This is a genomic window from Paraburkholderia phenazinium (genome assembly GCF_900141745.1).
GTDB lineage: Bacteria > Pseudomonadota > Gammaproteobacteria > Burkholderiales > Burkholderiaceae > Paraburkholderia > Paraburkholderia phenazinium_B.
On the sequence record NZ_FSRM01000001.1, the window covers coordinates 2,931,750 to 2,948,846 of the forward strand.

General features: G+C 63.3%; 17 protein-coding genes. 3 read left to right on the top strand and 14 right to left on the bottom strand.

Annotation, left to right across the window (positions count from 1 at the left end; translation table 11 throughout):
- Positions 1-18: 18 nt before the first annotated feature.
- The 14 genes from BUS06_RS13255 to BUS06_RS13320 all read right to left on the bottom strand — a co-directional run bounded on the left by BUS06_RS13255 (position 19) and on the right by BUS06_RS13320 (position 13,945).
- Complete coding sequence (locus BUS06_RS13255) at positions 19-639, bottom strand: c-type cytochrome (protein ID WP_074264668.1); 621 nt, start codon at positions 637-639, stop codon at positions 19-21.
- A complete protein-coding gene (locus BUS06_RS13260) occupies positions 636-2,369 on the bottom strand; it encodes a pyrroloquinoline quinone-dependent dehydrogenase (RefSeq protein WP_074266082.1) in 1,734 nt (577 codons plus the stop codon). Before BUS06_RS13260 ends, BUS06_RS13255 begins: the two co-directional genes overlap by 4 nt.
- A gap of 260 nt (positions 2,370-2,629) precedes the next feature.
- Complete coding sequence (locus tag BUS06_RS13265; protein ID WP_254368903.1) at positions 2,630-3,550, bottom strand: vWA domain-containing protein; 921 nt, start codon at positions 3,548-3,550, stop codon at positions 2,630-2,632.
- 44 nt (positions 3,551-3,594) lie between these two features.
- Complete coding sequence (locus BUS06_RS13270; RefSeq protein ID WP_074264670.1) at positions 3,595-4,188, bottom strand: MxaK protein; 594 nt, start codon at positions 4,186-4,188, stop codon at positions 3,595-3,597.
- Positions 4,185-5,171 carry a vWA domain-containing protein gene (locus BUS06_RS13275; RefSeq protein WP_074264671.1) on the bottom strand — a complete coding sequence of 329 codons (987 nt, stop codon included), beginning with the start codon at positions 5,169-5,171 and terminating at the stop codon, positions 4,185-4,187. The genes BUS06_RS13270 and BUS06_RS13275 overlap by 4 nt, the downstream gene beginning before the upstream one ends.
- Positions 5,168-6,004 (bottom strand): calcium incorporation protein MxaA, encoded by an 837-nt coding sequence (locus BUS06_RS13280; protein WP_438803538.1) that lies wholly within the window; start codon positions 6,002-6,004, stop codon positions 5,168-5,170. Before BUS06_RS13280 ends, BUS06_RS13275 begins: the two co-directional genes overlap by 4 nt.
- A 137-nt stretch (positions 6,005-6,141) precedes the next feature.
- Positions 6,142-7,005 carry a DUF58 domain-containing protein gene (locus BUS06_RS13285; RefSeq protein ID WP_074264673.1) on the bottom strand — a complete coding sequence of 288 codons (864 nt, stop codon included), beginning with the start codon at positions 7,003-7,005 and terminating at the stop codon, positions 6,142-6,144.
- A gap of 3 nt (positions 7,006-7,008) precedes the next feature.
- Positions 7,009-8,028: an AAA family ATPase gene (locus BUS06_RS13290; protein ID WP_074264674.1), complete on the bottom strand. Its 1,020-nt coding sequence runs from the start codon at positions 8,026-8,028 to the stop codon at positions 7,009-7,011.
- Positions 8,029-8,236: 208 nt separating this feature from the next.
- Entirely contained in the window at positions 8,237-8,812 is a 576-nt protein-coding gene (locus BUS06_RS13295; protein WP_074264675.1) for a DUF3280 domain-containing protein, read from the bottom strand.
- Positions 8,809-9,771: a LysR family transcriptional regulator gene (locus BUS06_RS13300; RefSeq protein WP_074264676.1), complete on the bottom strand. Its 963-nt coding sequence runs from the start codon at positions 9,769-9,771 to the stop codon at positions 8,809-8,811. Before BUS06_RS13300 ends, BUS06_RS13295 begins: the two co-directional genes overlap by 4 nt.
- A gap of 15 nt (positions 9,772-9,786) precedes the next feature.
- The gene (locus tag BUS06_RS13305) at positions 9,787-10,551 is read right to left on the bottom strand and encodes a hypothetical protein (protein WP_074264677.1); all 765 of its coding nucleotides are present in this window, start codon (positions 10,549-10,551) and stop codon (positions 9,787-9,789) included.
- Positions 10,548-11,459 carry a substrate-binding domain-containing protein gene (locus BUS06_RS13310; RefSeq protein ID WP_074264678.1) on the bottom strand — a complete coding sequence of 304 codons (912 nt, stop codon included), beginning with the start codon at positions 11,457-11,459 and terminating at the stop codon, positions 10,548-10,550. Before BUS06_RS13310 ends, BUS06_RS13305 begins: the two co-directional genes overlap by 4 nt.
- 30 nt (positions 11,460-11,489) lie before the next feature.
- Positions 11,490-11,909: a c-type cytochrome gene (locus tag BUS06_RS13315; RefSeq protein ID WP_074264679.1), complete on the bottom strand. Its 420-nt coding sequence runs from the start codon at positions 11,907-11,909 to the stop codon at positions 11,490-11,492.
- Between the two features lie 218 nt (positions 11,910-12,127).
- A complete protein-coding gene (locus tag BUS06_RS13320) occupies positions 12,128-13,945 on the bottom strand; it encodes a methanol/ethanol family PQQ-dependent dehydrogenase (RefSeq protein WP_074264680.1) in 1,818 nt (605 codons plus the stop codon).
- A 479-nt stretch (positions 13,946-14,424) separates the two neighbouring features.
- Between BUS06_RS13320 and BUS06_RS13330 the strand changes: the two genes are divergently transcribed.
- The 3 genes from BUS06_RS13330 (at position 14,425) to BUS06_RS13340 (ending at position 17,067) form a co-directional block, all read left to right on the top strand.
- Positions 14,425-14,823 carry a 4a-hydroxytetrahydrobiopterin dehydratase gene (locus tag BUS06_RS13330; RefSeq protein WP_074264682.1) on the top strand — a complete coding sequence of 133 codons (399 nt, stop codon included), beginning with the start codon at positions 14,425-14,427 and terminating at the stop codon, positions 14,821-14,823.
- Positions 14,824-14,971: 148 nt separating this feature from the next.
- Complete coding sequence (locus BUS06_RS13335; protein WP_074264683.1) at positions 14,972-16,000, top strand: beta-ribofuranosylaminobenzene 5'-phosphate synthase family protein; 1,029 nt, start codon at positions 14,972-14,974, stop codon at positions 15,998-16,000.
- A gap of 125 nt (positions 16,001-16,125) precedes the next feature.
- Positions 16,126-17,067: an NAD(P)-dependent methylenetetrahydromethanopterin dehydrogenase gene (locus BUS06_RS13340; protein ID WP_074264684.1), complete on the top strand. Its 942-nt coding sequence runs from the start codon at positions 16,126-16,128 to the stop codon at positions 17,065-17,067.
- The last annotated feature ends 30 nt before the right edge of the window (positions 17,068-17,097 follow it).

Consider the following 17,097-nt stretch of genomic DNA (forward strand, 5'->3'; position numbering starts at 1 on the left):
CCCTCCGTGCTACTGGAGCTACTGGAGATTGTTGATGTAAGCAGCCAGATTGCGAATGTCGTCGTCGGTCAGATTGCGCGTCACACTGGTCATGTTGCCCGCATCGTTGGTCCGCGTGTGCGAGCGGAAATCCTGCAGTTGCTTGACGATGTATTGATACTGCTGCCCCGACACGCGCGGAATCTCGTTCTGCCCTGAGAAGCCGCCCAGATGGCACATCGTGCATAGCACCTCGGCGGATTTCTTCCTTCCTGCTTCAATGCTGGCGCCGTCCGATCTGAACGGAACCGGCACCAGCTTTTGCGCGGCGAAGTAGTCGGCGAGATCCTGCATGTCCTCTTTCGACAGGTTGGCCGCCATCGGCGACATGCGCGGGTCGCTGCGCCGTCCTTCCTTGAAGTCTTTCAGCTCCAGATAGATATAGCGCGCGTTTTGACCTGCAAGAATCGGATAGTCCGGATTGGTCGAATTGCCCATCGGCCCATGACAGGCCACGCACGCTTGCGCCTTCGCCTGGCCCGCTTCGGCGTCGGCGTGCGCGCCCGACGGCAGCCACGCGGCGGCGAACCAGCCGCACAGCAGTGCCGTCCATAAGCGGCGAGCCGGACCCACTGCTGCGCGCAGCGTCCGCATCGTCATGGCAACGCGAAAACGAGAACGGTATTGCCGCGCTTGAAATCGAGCTGTGTGTTGCCGCCCGCCGCGACTGCGACGTACTGCTTACCATGCACCATGTACGACACCGCGGGCGCATTGACGCCGGCGCCGCACTGGAACTCCCAGAGCTTCTTGCCGGTGGTGGAATCGAATGCACGGAACAGGCCGTTGCCTTCGCCGTTGAATACAAGGCCGCCCGCGGTTGCCAACACGCCGCCAATCAGCGGCTGTTCGGTCTTGTAGTCCCACACCACCTTACCCGTGTCGACGTTCACGGCAGACAGCTTGCCCCATTGCTGCTCGGTCGGGATCGTCTTGAACGCACCGCCCAGCCATAGCTTGCTGCCACCCGGATAAGCGGCATCCTCGACCTGATACGTCATCGGCTGATGCAGATTCGCCGCATAGACGAGACGCGTATGCGGATCGAACGCCATCGGCGACCACTCGACCCCGCCGTTCGCACCGGGCAGCATCCGCGCGCCCGCGGCGGTCGGCAAAGTCCACATGTTCTCCTGAGGAATCATCGCCTGCGAATAGCGGATCAGCCGTCCGGTGGCGCGATCGTGAACGTACACGTGGCCGGTCTTGCCCGCATGCACCACGCCCGGAATCATCTTGCCGTTCTCGTCGCGCACGTCGATCAGCATCGGCGGGCTCACGGCGTCCAGGTCCCACACATCATGCGGCACATACTGGTAGTGCCATTTGTATTTGCCGGTATCCAGATCGATTGCGACCAGCGAATCCGTATAGAGATTGTCTCCCGGCCGGATTGCGCCATACAGGTCAGGCGACGGATTGCCGACCACGAAGAACACGGTATGCGTTTGCCGATCGACTGCCGGCGCCATCCATACCCCGCCGCCAAGCGTCTTGTAGAAGTCGCCGCCTTTGTCGCTCAACTGCTTCTTCTCGGCATCGATGTCGCGCTTCTCGTCGCGGCCGGTTGCATCCTTCGTGGCCCACACGCCTTCCTGGCCGGTTTCCGGAATCGTATAGAAGGTCCACAGCAATTGACCGGAGTTGGCATCGAACGCTTTCAGGAACCCGCGAATGCCATACTCGCCGCCGTTCGTGCCAATCAGCACCTTGCCGTCGACGACCACCGGCGCCATCGTTTCCGAGTAGCCCTCATCGGGATCGGCGATCTGCGTTTGCCACAGCACGTTGCCGGTTTTGGTGTCGAGCGCGACGAGTTTCGCATCGAGTGTACCCATGTAGAGCCGCTCGCCCGCGATGGCTACGCCGCGATTGTTGGGTCCGCAACAAAACGTCGTGACTGAACCCATCTTGTGCCTGTAATGCCAGAATTCCTTGCCCGTTACCGCGTCGACCGCATACACGTGGTTAAACGAAGTGGTAATGAACATGACGCCGTTCGACACGATCGGCGCCGTTTCCATCGACTCGTTGACGGCTGTCTGGAATATGAAAGCTGGCCGGAGTTTCGACACGTTCGTCTTGTTGATTTGTGCACCACGGTAGTAGCGCGTCTGCGCGTACGAGCCGTTCGAATGCAGCCAGTCGTTCGACGTGGTAGCTGCCCTGTCGAGCTGTTCCTGGCTCACGGGCTCCAGCGTCGACGGCACCGGCGAGGTCGTCGTGGTCGAACTGTTTTGAACCTCGTCCGCGGCGTAAGCGGCAGACGAGCCGAATGCGATGGCGAACAGGACAAGACCAATAACATGGGGAATGCGAATAAATGGCATGAGCGTCTCCTCGGCTTTTTGTTGTTCAAGAATTTCAGCGCTGGAGTGCGGCATTCATCCACGCCACCGTCGGCGTAGAAAAACAGGATGGCACAACCCTCTCAAACAACAAAAGCGTACGATTTAGAACCGTTAATCTGCTTTGTCAGGATGGGTCGGCTGAGCATAGATGGATGGGGGGAAATGCCCTCACGTCCGAAAAGGCCGGCTCGCTTAAGCGTAGGCGATGCGCACGTGATTTTCCAGACTCTCGACAGGTTTCACGAAACGCGACCGCCTGCATATGGCGGGTTCGTGCGTCTGCCGGTTACGCGATGCCAGGCCCAACCGAAGCCCGGCGCAAATCGCCACGTGAGCAGCAGCAAGGCAAGCAGCGCGGGACACCAGCGCAAGTCGGTCGGCACTGCCTCGCGGTGAGCAAATCGCGTATCGATCATGGCTTCGCGCAAGGACTCCGCACTCAACAGGCGGCGATATCCGAAGCCGATCCCTCCGGCCACTGCAGCGAGGTAATGCCCGCGCAATTCGGACAGTTCCTCGTGACTTTCGGCCTGCGTTGCGGAACCTGGCACGGGCGGCACCTGGATCACATCTTCTGCCTGCCAGTAGCCGTCACGGTTACCCTCGGCGTCGGTGTGCGGAATGGGCGCGGCCTGATCGCCGCCCACGCCGATCAGCCAGCCCTTGACCTGAGCGGGGTTGATGTCCCGCTTCAGCGCATCGGACGGCAGGACGGGCGGCGCCTCCTGACCATCGGTGATGAACACGACGGCCGCGCCCTGGCCGACGTCCTGCGCCACGCGCGTGGCGGAATAGATACCGCCTTCGGCAATCCGGCTCCAGTTGGTCCAGCGCATGCGCCCATCGATCCCCTCCAGCGACGACAACAGCGCGTCAAAGTTGCTGCAAACTTCGACGGGCGGCAGCAACAGCAACGTCCGCTGCCCCGTGAACACACTCCATCCCACCTTCGATCCGCAAGGCAGTTGCCCCAGCGCGTCGCGCATCGCCGCCCGTGCGAACACGAGGCGGCTCACCGGCACGCCATTCAACGCGACGTCCTCGACATTCATGCTTTGCGTAATATCGAAGGTGACGATGTAGCTGAACGTGTCGCGCGGCAGTATCACGCGCGGCATGGCGACCGCCGCGAGCAGCAACAGAAGCGCCACGGATGTCATCCAGTGGCGCCCGCTATAAAGTCCGCGTGTCAGTGCGCGCAAGCTCACGGCAGATCCTGGCTCTGCGCATCGCGCAGGTGGACGTTGTGCTGCTCCTTGACCTCTGGCGCGTCGGCCGTGGCACGCGCTTCAGGCGCGAGCCACAACGCCCGTTCGAGGTTGTAACGCGCATCCCAATCGTCCGGGGTCGCTCGCAGCAAAGTCCGGTAGCGCGCCTTGGCTTCCTCGACCATGGCGACCGACTGGAGCGTGCCGGAAGGACTGTGGCCCATGCCCTCACGCAGGTACATGTTGCCAAGATCGAACAGCGCCGCGCGCCCGACCTCGTCGAGATGCTGCTCGCGGATCAGATCCTCGAAGAGCGGGCCTGCCGTATCGTAGGCACCCACCTTCGAGAGCGCAATCGCGCGTGCGAGCCTGACCTCGCGGGCGGCGCCGTCGTTGCGCTCGTAGCGCGGGGAGCCTGCCGTGCCGGTCGTGGCCGTGGTGCCCGCTACCGCGCCTGTTTCACCTGCAACTGCCGCCATCGCCTGATTGACGTGCTGTGCGCGCCACAGGCGCACCCCGTCATACGCCGCCACCCCGGCGCAGCACAGCGCGGCGGCCGCGAAGATGAGGTGAATCGATGCGCGCTTCATGCCCAGGCCCGCACCTGAAACAGCCGCAACGCCAGCAATAGCGTGCAGCCTGCAAGCGCCACGGCGAAACAATACGGGCTGAAATCCTGCCGCGGCAAACGCTCGACAAATGAAGTCAGCGCATTTTGTTGCCGGTTGATCTCGGCCATCGCGTCCTTCATCGCCTGTGCATCACCAGCCTGGAAAAGCCGATAAGGAGTCTTTAGCGACAGGAAGTAGCGATGCAGTTCGGCCTCGGCTGAAGACTCGCTCGCGGGAAGCGCGGCGTTCAGATCGGGGCTGTAGACGCCGCTGCGCAAGTAAATAAAGTAAAGCGCGATCTGGTTGCGCAGGAGTCCATCCTGGATGAGCCGCTGCACCGGCGCGTCGAGTTTCGCGCCGCCGTCCGAGACGAGGACGATCGCCCGGCGCCCGGAGAACCTCGCCCCATTGAACTCGCCGATCGCCGCCAGCAGCCCACGGTCGAGTTCCGTATCGGGCATACCGCGTCCCACCGCTGTGGCCGCGATTGCCGCGTCGATCGCCCGGTGGTCGTAGGTAAACGGCATGGCCAGCACAGGGCTCGTGCCGAACATCATGAAGGCGAGCCGGTCGTTGGGCCGTTGGGCAATAAAGTTCGTCAACGATGCACGCGCAACCTTGTTCTTCGACTCGCCTCCCGGCGACTCCACGCCTTTGCTATTCATCGTTTCGTCCATGCTCGCGCTGCGGTCCATCAGGATCAGGATCTGCGCCCCGCTGCCCGTACGCAGCACCTCGCGATGCGAGCGTCCCGGACCGGCCAGACCCAGCACAATGGCGGCCATCGCCAGCGCCGCACTGCCCCGCCCAATCCAACCGATCCATTGTCCGACCCGATCGTCCGGCAGCCATGCGATCCAGGAGAAGGCGAGCGCGTCGGCGCGCTGGCGCAACAACGGCAGCGCGGCCAGCGGCAGCAGGACGAGCAGCCACGGATAGGTAAAATCGAACGCCATGTTCATCGCTCATGGCGCTGCTCGGCGCGATACAGTGACCGGCATAGCCCCCGGAGTGGATAAGAGGCCGCCGTCGACGCAGGCGTAAAGAATCGTTCGGTCGATTGCTGATAGAACTGTTCGAGTTGTGTGCGCAGCGGCTGCAAATACGGCGCTCGCGCGAACAGGCTCGGCAAAGAACCCGCGTGAACGACATGACCGGCCGTCTCATTCAATGCGTGATGCACGCAGAGCCATGCATCCGCCGACGTATCGGCGCCTGGCCCGTCGAGCCGCCGCATTTGCCGCCAGGCGCGTGCGAATGGCAACTGGGCCGACTCGCGCCAGTTGCGCCACAGCCACCAGCCCAGCCACGCGAACAAAGTCAGCAGCAACAGGCCAAGTGCGACGCTCGCCTCGCGCCGCAGCGGCGCGGTCGGCGCCAAAGGAGCTTGCCGGTCGGGCCGCATCAGTTGCAGATCGCCGGCATCGAAGGCGTCGGCGGACGTCATTGGACCAATGCTAAGCGGCCACTCGGCAACCTGCAGCGTCGCACCGGATGCCGTAGTCAACCTCAGCGCGGGCAAGGCGATTCTCGTGAGCGTGGGTGCGACGTTGACGACCTGGTAGTCGATCGCCATCCACCGGCGACCGTCAGCATCGGTTTCGTAGCGGGCAGGCCGGCGCTCTAGCCACGCACCGGTGCGGCCGATAGACGGCGGCGCCACCGGACCCGCATCGTTAGCGCCGGTTGGCAACAGAATGCGTTGCGTGAGGATATCGCCGAGCAGGTAGCCGTATGCGCGCGGCTCCTGAACCGCCGGCTGGAAGGGCTTGCCCGAGGCCGCGTCGACGCTCATCGCCGGCGCCAGCGTCAGCGTCAGCGCCAGCGTGCACGCCAACGGCAACGCGAACGCTCGCGAGATGGTCAACATCGTGGCGACCCATGTCCGGCGATGCAAACGCCCTGCTCTGCCAACCTGGCGCCCACGCTGTCTCATGCGATCGCCTCCAGAAAGTAGCGTGACATGGCCTCGGGATCAAAAGCGCTTTCGACGTAAAACGGCTGCGTGCCGCGCACGCCGAATAGCTTCGAGAGTTCCGCTCGCCGCCGCGCAACCGCTTCACACCAACGCTCGCGCACGCTGTCTCTCAACCATAGCGTGCGCTGCCCTGCCGACTCGGCATCGTTGACCGCGAGCAGCAGACCACCGCTGGGCGGTGCGATCTCAGCGCTGTCCCAGACCACCATCGGGACCACGCAGGCATGCACCAGCAGGTCGAGTACAGTGGGCAATTCCACGAGCGGCCAGTGAAAGTCGGAAACGAGGAAGACCAGCGCCTGCCTTCCAGCCAGCGTCGAAGCGGCGCGCCGCAACCCGGCAAGACTGCCGTTTCCCGCCGCATCGCTAGTCGTCTCGCGCAACTTCGTCGCGAGCAGATTGCCCACGCCCCGGCCATAGCGCGCCGGCATGAAGAGATCGTCGCGCGCGTGTGTATCGAAGGCCAGCATGCCCAACTGATCGCCGACGCGAAATGCGCTGTATCCCAACGCTTCGACAAAGTCAGCGGCTACCTGTAGCTTCGTCTGGCGCGTGCCGAAGTGCATCGACGCAGAGACATCGACGATCACCTGCACGGGCACCGCGGCGCGTTGCAGATGAACCCGCACTAGCCACTCCGAGCGTGCGGCGCGCAGGCTGGCCCGCAGATCCAGGCGGCGCGGATCCGGGTAGTCGAACAGACGCCCGTGCATCGCGAATTCCTGGCCGGCGCCGAAGCTCGATCCGGGGTGCGAACCGGGACGAAATCCGCCGGCGCGCATCGGCAAACGGTAGTGAAATTCCGCGGCCCCGTTCATGGCTCAGGGTACGGCGAGCCTGTTCATGATTTGCGTAGTGAGGGCTTCAGCGAGTTCCTGACGGCGCAGTTCATAAATCGGCGTGAAGAATACGCGATGCCCAAGCGCGGGCATCAGCACGGCGTGAATATCCTCGGGAACCAGATGCGAACGGTTGGCCAGCCACGCCACCACGCGGGCAGCCCGCAACAGAGCGCTCATGCCTCGGGGGCTTACCCCTGCCAGGATGAGCCGGTCCATATCGACACCGTCGAGCGCAATATCGAACAGCTGCGGCTTTTCCGTTGCCTGCCAGATGTCCAGAACATAACGCTCGATCGTTTCACTCGACTGCACGCTCTCCTGAATCGCCGCGCCGACCTGGTTCAGTTGCTCCCACGGAACGATCCCAGGCGAGAGCCGTGCAAGCAGTCTGTCGACGTCATGGAACGCCGCATCGAATACCAGCGCGCGCCGCACGTCGGGCTCAGCCGGCGTAGGCATGGCAAGCTCGAACAGGAAGCGATCGCGAGCGGCCGAGGCAAGCTCGAAGGTCTCTTCCTTCTCGACCTTGTTGCGGTCGGCGAACACCGTCATATGCGGGAAGCGATATTCGCGATCGAACGCCCACACCGAGCGTTCCGCCATCGCACGCAGCAGCAGTGACTGAACCTGCGGACGGGCCCGGTTGATTTCGTTGAAGAAGAACGTGGTCAACTGCTCGCCGTGTCGAAGCAGCGGACCGGGATCGATGCGCGGCTTCCCCTCGGCGTCCACGTACGTGTGATAGACGAGGTCGCCGGGCATCAGGTCGATGGTGCCCTCGACACGCTCGAATGCGCCACCCACGACCCGCGCAAACGCACGCAACACGGTTGTCTTGCCGACCCCGACGCCGCCTTCGAGAAGCACATGACCGCGGGCAAACAAGGCGACATTGATGAGACGGATGGTTTGCGGCTGGCCGATCACGACTCTCGAGATCTCGTCTTCGATTTGCAGTGCATGCAGACGCCAGTCCTGAAGCAGTTCGCCAGAACCCATCGATGCAATCCCCTATAGCAGTCGTGCTGAAGCGGACGTGTCGGCCGAGCCGCGAGACGAACGGGCTTCTCACGGAAAACTCCGGACAGCGACGCATACTCTGTGCCAGCGCGCCCGCCAGTACGGCAGACGCGCTCGCGCGGAAAACAATGTCACCCTGTCACACCTTTCAAGTACAGAGTGTTCCGCTACTGCAAAATCCTGATCGCTATTGCGGAGATGCGCTGCTACCCGGCGAGCCCGCTGCTGCACTGCCGAGCATCAGTCCGACCAGCGCCGTGGCACCACGGCGCCAGGACAGATCGGTATTGCCGCGAATGTCCACCGAGCGCTGGAATACGGTCGCCCCGCTGGCGACATCTTCGACGTGCAGGTTGATATTGAGGATCAGGTTGCTGACTTTCTGGACCCAGCAGCTGCCGACCTGCTCGACGCCGAGCTTGCGCCCTACCTGCCGCGCGCAGCCGGCGCATGCATTCAGATCCTGCGACGCGCCGAGTTGAGCGATCAGGCCGGCAGCCGGGCCATTGTCGGCGACGTCATAGCGCCCGCCGGCGCGCAACTGCTCACGCAAGGCAGTACTGACCATCTGGAGGCGCGCCTGCTGGATGCGGTTGATCTCGGCGTCGTTGTAGGCCGCGTTATCGTCGATCAGCACGCAGTCCATGAGCGCGATCGAGGTCGGCGCAGCGAGCGCCTGCGAGGCGGCGAATGTCGCGCAGACCATGCCGGCAACCGTCACGCAGCGCGCGAGCGCAGCACGTACCCGAACGGCAACGCTCATTTCAGAACTCCCCACTTCGCGGGCAGCGTGACGAATGGCGCGTACTCGCGCTCCAGATACGCGGCGGCCTGCTCGAGCAGAAACCGCCTGAATACCACGCAGGTCGGAGACAACTGCTTGGCCCGCAGATGCACGATCTGCCACGTACGTTCGATCGGCGTGCCGTTCACATCCAGCAAGGCGATTTCCTTCGTGCGCAATTCCAGCAGCAACGTATGGAGCGAAATCAGGCTCACCCCCATGTCCGCCATGACCGCCTGCTTGATCGTCTCGTTGCTGCCGAGCGTGACGACCTTCGCGGGTGTGAAAAGATGCTGTCTGAACATTTCCTCCGCAGCCATGCGCGTTCCCGAACCGGGTTCGCGCAACAGAAAGGTGTCGCCGCGCAGTTCCTGCAGATCGAAGCGCTGCGCACCGCACAGCGGATGGCTCAACGGAGCGATCACCACTTGCGGATGCCACGCGAGCGGTTCGGTCGTGGTATCGAGTTCCGGCGGCGGCCGCCCCATGACGGCGAGATCGATCGCATTGTCCTGCAACAGGCGCAGCAGCGCGTCACGGTTACCAACGGAGAAGTGCACGTCGACCTTGGGATACAGGTGCGAATACATGGCCAGCAGCTTCGGCGCGAAATACGTCGCAGAACTGACGATGCCCACGGCGATCGAGCCGCTATCGGCCTGTTTGAGCGAGGTCATCGCGTCTTCGGCATCCTTGATCTCGCCGAGAATCCGGCTCGCGTGATGGCTTAGCTTTTCACCCGCTTCGGTCATGGTGAGTTTGCGCGCGATGCGCTCGAACAGACGCAGTCCGACCGCCTCCTCCAGTTGATGAATCTGCATCGACACCGCCGGCTGGGTCAGATGCAGTTCCTCCGCGGCTCGTGCGAAGCTCGTATAGCGGCTCGCCACGACGAAGATCTGCAGCTGACGCAAGGTCAGCGAGCGGATGAAATTCACCTTGGCGCGGCCTCGCTAACGGCTCGCCCGCGGCGCGTCCGAAGGCTTCATGGGCACATTAGGCGCATTTGGCGGCGGCGGCAGCTTGCGCAACGCGGCCTGGAAGCTCAACGTCTGCGTCTGCAGCGGGTGCGCGAAATCGTTGTTTGCGCCGGGTACGTCAGTACGGATCAGCGCGACCTGGCCGGGCACGGTATCGGCAATCTGGAACGTGTAGCGCTTGCCGGTGTATTGAGCGAAGCGGTCCGCGTTGGGATCGTTCAGGTACGGCTGCACGACGATCTGCTGGGCCTTCACGGACTTGCCGCCGATCTGGCTCGTCACGGTCTCGATCTTCGGCCCCGCGGCGAGCGCGAGTCGCAGGCGCTGCTGGAAATAACGGCGCTGGCCGCCGGTCAGACGCTCCATCTCCGCGATGTCGCGCTCGAGGAAATAGACAATCACGGGGTTGCACTGCAGACCGCCATCGGGCAACGGCACGGCTCCGCTGTGATCGGACACCTGGGCGTCGCCCTTGGCGTTGTCCGGACTGACCACCAGCACCCTGACGACATCCGTGCTGTGCGCCGGCTGGTCCGAACTGAGGAAGGCATAGTCGAGTTCGGTTTGCTGTTCGATGCCATGCAGATGATCCGTCGTGAAGATGAGCTTCTCGGCGGCCGAGATTTCGTCCGTGCCGGCAGCAAACGCCACCGCATGCAACTGACAGGCCACGCACGTGATGCACGCCGCAAGCAGGCGCCGCCAGTCGCGGCGCAAGCACCTCGTTGCACCCCTCATGGCGACCCGTCCGCGGGCTTGGCGGCCGGCGTGTCGATGGGCTTTAGAAGCGGCACTTCGTAACTCGTCAGGATGCTGTCGATCTTGTCATGGTTCGCACCGATCCATTGATCGACCTTGTCCTTCCACGCTTTTTCGCCGTAGCGAACGCCCATCGAGATCGTATAGTCGAAGCGGATCCCCGGATCGGGCGGGAACGGCACCAGCTTTACCGTATCGCCGGCACGCTTGGCGAAGTAACCCGCAATCGGCCCCCACAGGAACACCACGTCGACATTGCCCGCCTGCAGATCGTGTTCGATCATCTGGCCGGGATATTCCTGCGGGTCGCCGCTTTGCACCTGATACGAGACGGCCTGATCGATCAGGTTGTGACTGAGCAGCCAGTCGACCGCAGGCGTCTGCGAGAAAATGCCGAAGCGCAGCTTGTGCAACTGGTCCGGCGGCAGCTTGAGCAGATCGTCCGGCGTATTGATGCCGGCCAGTTCAGGCCGCTTGCTAAATACCATCGCATACGTGGAGCGCAGATACGGCTGCGTCGTCGAGGTCATGTCGTAACCTTTCGGCACGCCGATGATCAGATCACATTTGTACTGGTCGGAATCGGGCACCTTCTCGCGCAACGTATGGCGCACGAAACCCATGCGTTGCGGAAAATAGGTGTACTCGAGCTTGTAGCCGAAATCGCTCGCCATCTGGCTCGCAATGCGGTTTTCGTAGCCCTCGCCTTTGCTGTTGGACAAAGGCATGTTGTTCGGGTCGGCACAGACCCGCAGCACACCATCGGCGCCATCGTTATTGGGCAATGCCTCGCCCTGGGCCTGCACCGCGGCGCTTGCCATCGCCGCATAACACAGCGCGGCCGCGACGATCGCGATGTGCGCGGGCATTCGTTTGCCATGACGCATCAATAAGCTCCTGAGGTAGGGACGTCGGCGTTATTTCGCGTCGATGGCCTGCAGATCGCCCGGCTTGATCTGGCCATCGGAACGTCCTTTCAGATACGCGTAAAGGTTCTGCCAGTTCTTCTGCATCATCTGGCTCGAACTGAAGTCGGGCATGCCCTTGTCCACCCGGCCGCCGAATACGGTGCGGTGAAACTCGTTCGTATCCAGGGTCTTGAACGCGTCGATCAGCGATGGTCCGACCATACCCTGCTGCTGCGCGCCGTGACAGCGTTCGCAGTCGAGCGCGCGCCAGGTCTTCCATCCTTGCAGCGTGTTGCTGTCGACCTTGTTGCCGTCCTGCACCTTGTACGTTACCTGGGCAATCGCGGGATTGGTCTGGGCAAACGCAGCAGGCAGCACGAGGAAAACGGCGGGCAATGCCGCCCGCAACAAGATAGCTCGGCCTTTCATATGCAGATGTCTCCCTTCAGATTAAGGCCACACCCCGACGCGCTTTGGCGACGCATCCGTGACATGGCGCGGGCCAGATGACCCGTAGACGACTCGTTTGACGAAGGCGCGGCCGGCACCAGTCCTACGCAAGGGCAGCAAACCGGTCGCGCGTTTCAATCTGGGCTGGCCCGTGATGAGCCAGCCCGGCATGGGCCAGCCCGTCACGGATTCGCCCTTCAGCTAGTGCCGCCGGGAATGGCAAACACAAACAGCGTGCCGCCCAGCGCCGTGTACTTCGCAAGTTCGCGGTAACCGCCCACTGCGCCGAGACCCTCAGTCGACTTTTCGAGGCCTGCCGCCATACCGATGCCGGCCCAGCCGCCGATACCCGAGTAGACACCGATGAACTGCTTACCCTGGTACTCGTAGGTAAACACGTTGCCGATGATCCCCGACGGGGTCTTGAAGCGCCAAAGTTCCTTGCCGTCGCTGATGCGAACCGCCTTGATGTAGCCTTCCAGCGTGCCGTAGAACGCCACTCCGCCTGCTGTAGCCAGCACGCCCGACCATACCGAGAACTTCTCCGGCTTGGACCAGACGATCTTGCCCTTCGAAGCATCCCAGGCAATGAAGTTACCCATCGAGTTGTTGTCGTTCGGGCCCGGATACATCGACAACGTGGCGCCCACATACGGCTGGCCCGACACGTAATCGACATCGAACGGCTCGTAGTCCATGCATACGTGGTTGGTCGGCACGAGGAAGAGCTTCGAGTTCGGGTCGTACGCCGCCGGTTGCTGGTCCTTCGAGCCGAGTGCCGCCGGACAGATGCCCTTCACGTTATGATCGGAGCCCGCCGCCTGGGTCGAATATGCTGCGTTGCGAATCGGCTTGCCGCTTTGCAGATCCACACGGTCGGCCCAGTTCACCGCCGGGTCGAACTTCTGGGCAACCAGCAGTTGTCCCGTCTCACGATTCAACGTGTAGCCAAAACCGTTGCGGTCGAAGTGAACGATGGCCGGCACCTTCTTGCCGTCGATCGTCAGGTCGGAGAGGATCATTTCGTTGACACCGTCATAGTCCCATTCGTCGTGGGGTGTCATCTGATAGACCCACTTGGCTTCTCCGGTATTCAGGTCGCGCGCGAAGATCGACATCGACCATTTGTTGTCGCCCGGACGTTGCGTCGGGTTCCATGTACCCGGATTGCCGGTGCCGTAGTAGACAAGATTGAGTTTCGGATCCCACGCATACCAGCCCCAGGTGGTGCCGCCGCCCAGTTTCCACTGGTCCCCCTTCCAGGACTTCAGCGACGAGTCCGCGCCCACCGGCACCATCTTGCCGTCGGCGTAGGTCGTCGTTTTGTCGGGGTCGATCAGCATGTCCTTGTCGGGCCCCGTGCTGTAGGCCGTCCAGGCCGGTTTGCCGGTCTTGATGTCATACGCGATGAGACGCCCGCGCACGCCGAACTCGCCGCCCGAGATGCCGGTCAGCACCTTGTCGCCGAATACGTGCGGCGCGTTGGTGTTGGTTTCACCCGCTTTCGGATTGCCGTTTTGCGCGGTCCAGACCACATCGCCGGTTTTCGCGTTCAACGCAACGAGTTTGGTGTCGGCCTGTTGCAGGAAGATCTTGCCGTCGCCATAGGCGAGCCCGCGGTTGACGGTATCGCAGCACATCACGGACACCACCTGGTCATCCTGCTTCGGCAGGTACTGCCAGATGAACGTCTGGTCTTTCAGATTGATTGCAATAACCTTGTTAGGGAACGGCGAGTGGATATACATGGTGTCGCCGATCACGAGCGGTGAGCCTTCGTGGCCACGCAGCACGCCGGTCGACATGGTCCATGCGACCTGTAGTTTCCCGACGTTGCTTTCGTTGATCTGCTTAAGTGGGCTATAGCGATGGTTCGCATAATCGCCCGCCTGGGCCGCCCAGTTGGACGGACTCTTCAAGGCCTCGTCGAGCTGCGGATCGGCCTGTGCAATGATAGAACTCAAGGCTGCCGACGCGAGGATCGCGAGCCCAAGAACCGTGGTGCGTAAGTTCATGTCTCCTCCAGAATGGTCTTGCTGTTCAACTCACGAATGACCCACGCTACCTCGTCGCATCGGGCGCGCCTCCTCGGATGCGGGTAACGATCAGCGCCCTCACCCGATCGTTGTCGGACTTTGCGGCGCATGACGGCCGACGCATATTCCATGCCGGAATCGAACTGGCGTGCATATCGCGCGCCGCCACAAGCTCGTCGATATACGCCGCGCGGCGCTCGCTACGCGTCTTGCGTCCATTCGCGCCACCTCCTCGCGTTAGCTTCGGATCACTCACCATCCGGCGCAGCGGTGTCACGGCTGTGACCGGCTGCGTCGCGCCACGTGGGACATTCTGTGTCACTGCGCGATACGAAGCGTGTCCGTCGGGAGGCAAGCCGCGACAAAACCCCTCCGCCCGCAGCCGATCGCGCGACTGGCCCGCCTATTGCAGCGCATCATGCAGTTACGAGCGGTTCATCACGAGCGGAGCAACGGTCATGGCAAACACTGAACAGGTCTATTCCGACGAGGAGATCCAGCAACGCCTCGTTGGCCCGCTACAGCACTGGTATCTCGAAGACGGCTGGTTGCGGCGCAAATATCGCACCGAGGGCTGGAAAGGGACCTTGATGGTGGTGAACGCGGTGGGCCACCTCGCGGAAGCCGCGTGGCATCACCCGGATCTCACGGTCTCCTATGCATTCGTGACGGTGAAACTGACGACGCATTCCGCGAAGGGCATCACGGACAAAGACTTCGCGCTCGCCAGCAAGATCGAATCATTCATCCAGTGGCAGCCGGGAACCGAAGGGGGCCCACTCGAGGGCACGCCAACGGACGACCAGCGCTTTCGCTACATCAAGTACGACGCGCCGAAAAGCACGTCAGGAAGCTAACGCAGGGCACCGTCCCGCGCACCTGGTACGGCTTTCGCTTGAAGTGCCCCGCCGGGCCGCTGCGCCACGGCACGCGCCGTTACCGCGACGGCCCTTCGGGTGCGCCCGCTCATACACGGCAAGTCAGGCACGAATAAGGACACGCACAATGCAGCTTCCCGGTCGCCGCCTCCAACCAGACGCCTGCGTGATGGTCGATGCGCCCGCGCGGCTGCATCTGGGTTTTCTCGATCCGAACGCCTCACTGGGACGCGCGTTCGGCAGCCTCGGACTCGTGATCGATTCCGCCGGCACCCAGGTCGAAGCGCGGCGCGCCGCACACGACCAGATCGAAGGCACGATGACCGATGCGGAACGCGAGCGCATTGCGATCTGTCTGGAACGGCTGCACGCCGCCTACGACCCGACGCCCGTCGCGATCGAGGTAACCCGGACGCCGCGCGCGCACAGCGGCCTGGGATCGGGCACGCAACTCTCGCTCGCGGTCGGCAGCGCCTTCGTTCGTCTGCTCGGCCATGCCGCGACCAGCGCTGAACTCGCGAGCCTCCTCGGGCGCGGCGCACGCTCGGGCATTGGCGTGCTCGGCTTCGACTGCGGCGGCCTGCTGGTGGATGGCGGCCCCTCGGGCGACCTGCACCCGGGTGTGCCGCCTCTGCTCGCACGTCAGCCGTTTCCGGATAGCTGGCGCGTGCTGCTCGTCAGCGACAACGCCCGCGAAGGCCTGCACGGTGCTGAAGAACGCCGCGGCCTCGCCGCGCTCGCCCCCTTTCCGCAAAAACTCGCCGCGCATCTGTGCCACCTCTTGCTGATGAAGATTCTGCCCGGCGTCGCGGAGCGAAACCTGGTGCCGTTCGCGCAGGGCCTGACGGAAATGCAGCAGACCATCGGCGAATACTTTGCCCCCGTGCAAGGCGGCGTGTTCGCAAGCCCTGATGTCGAGCGCGCGCTGCGCGCCGTGGCCGCGGAGCGAACCGCGGGCATCGGCCAGAGTTCGTGGGGGCCGACCGGCTTTGCGATCGTCGCCGACGCACGCGAGGCCGAGGGTGCGCTCGCCACGGCCCGCGACGCCACGCGCGGTGTGCCACACATCGAATGCACGATTGTTACGGGACGCAATCGCGGCGCGACGGTGCGCGGCGTCGTTGCCCCGCAGCAGCAGCGCATCGACGCAGCATGACGCACCACGGTCCCACACCGCCGCGGACAGTCGAACGCCGCCGCCCGCAGCGCACGCAACACACGCAGCCTTGAGCCCTTCCCTTGCGCCCTGCATGAGATACGCCACTGAACGAGCCTCCTGCCATGTCCGACACCACTGAAAAACCCACTGAAAGGCCTTATATCCTGCACATGTTGACGGCTACGCCGCAGATGAGTCCGTTCGACGTGAACATGGCCGCCGACGCCGGCTATCAGATCATCGTGCCGTATTGCAGCGTGGAAGCCGGCATGGTCGCGAACCTGACCCAGGACGCGATTTTTTCGCGCGGTCCGAAAGGTGTGTCGCGCACCGGCATCTTCATCGGCGGGCGCGATGTCCTGCTTGCAGCCGACATGCTCGAGACCGCGCGCAAAGCCATGGTTCCGCCGTTCGAAGTGTCGGTGTTCGCCGATCCGAGCGGGTCGTACACCACCGCCGCCGCACTCGTCGCCCTGGTGGAGCGGCATCTGGCCAAGGCCTATGGCATGGAGCTGGGCGGCAAGCGCGTGCTGATTCTCGGCGGCACCGGCGCGGTCGGTCGCGTGGCCGCGGCCATGGCGGCCTCGCTCGGCGCCGATGTGTCGATTGCGAGCCACTCCGGAGAGGCGCGCGCGGTGCGTGTCAGCGACGATATCAATCAACGCTTTAGTATCGTCACCAAAGGGGTGGGCACGACGACGCAGGCAGAACTGCGCGCGGCGTTAGGCGAGGCCGAGATCGTACTCGCCACTGCCGTCGCAGGCGTTCAGGTGGTCAGCACGGCCGATCTCGCGCATGCCGCCCATCTGCTGATTGCCGCGGATGTGAACGCCGTGCCGCCCGAAGGCATTGCGGGCGTCAACGTGATGAACGACGGCAAGCCGATCGAAGGCGTGCCGACCGCCGGCGGCGCCATCGGCATTGGGGCGCTGGCAATCGGCAACGTCAAATATCAGGTGGAGCATCGCCTCTTCATTCAGATGCGCACGGGCGGCAAGCCGGTCTACCTCGGTTTTCCACAAGCCTTCGACGAAGCCCGCGCCGTCGCGGCCGGCCTCGGTTGAGCGCGCGCCCCGTGACGATCTGCGCGCCAT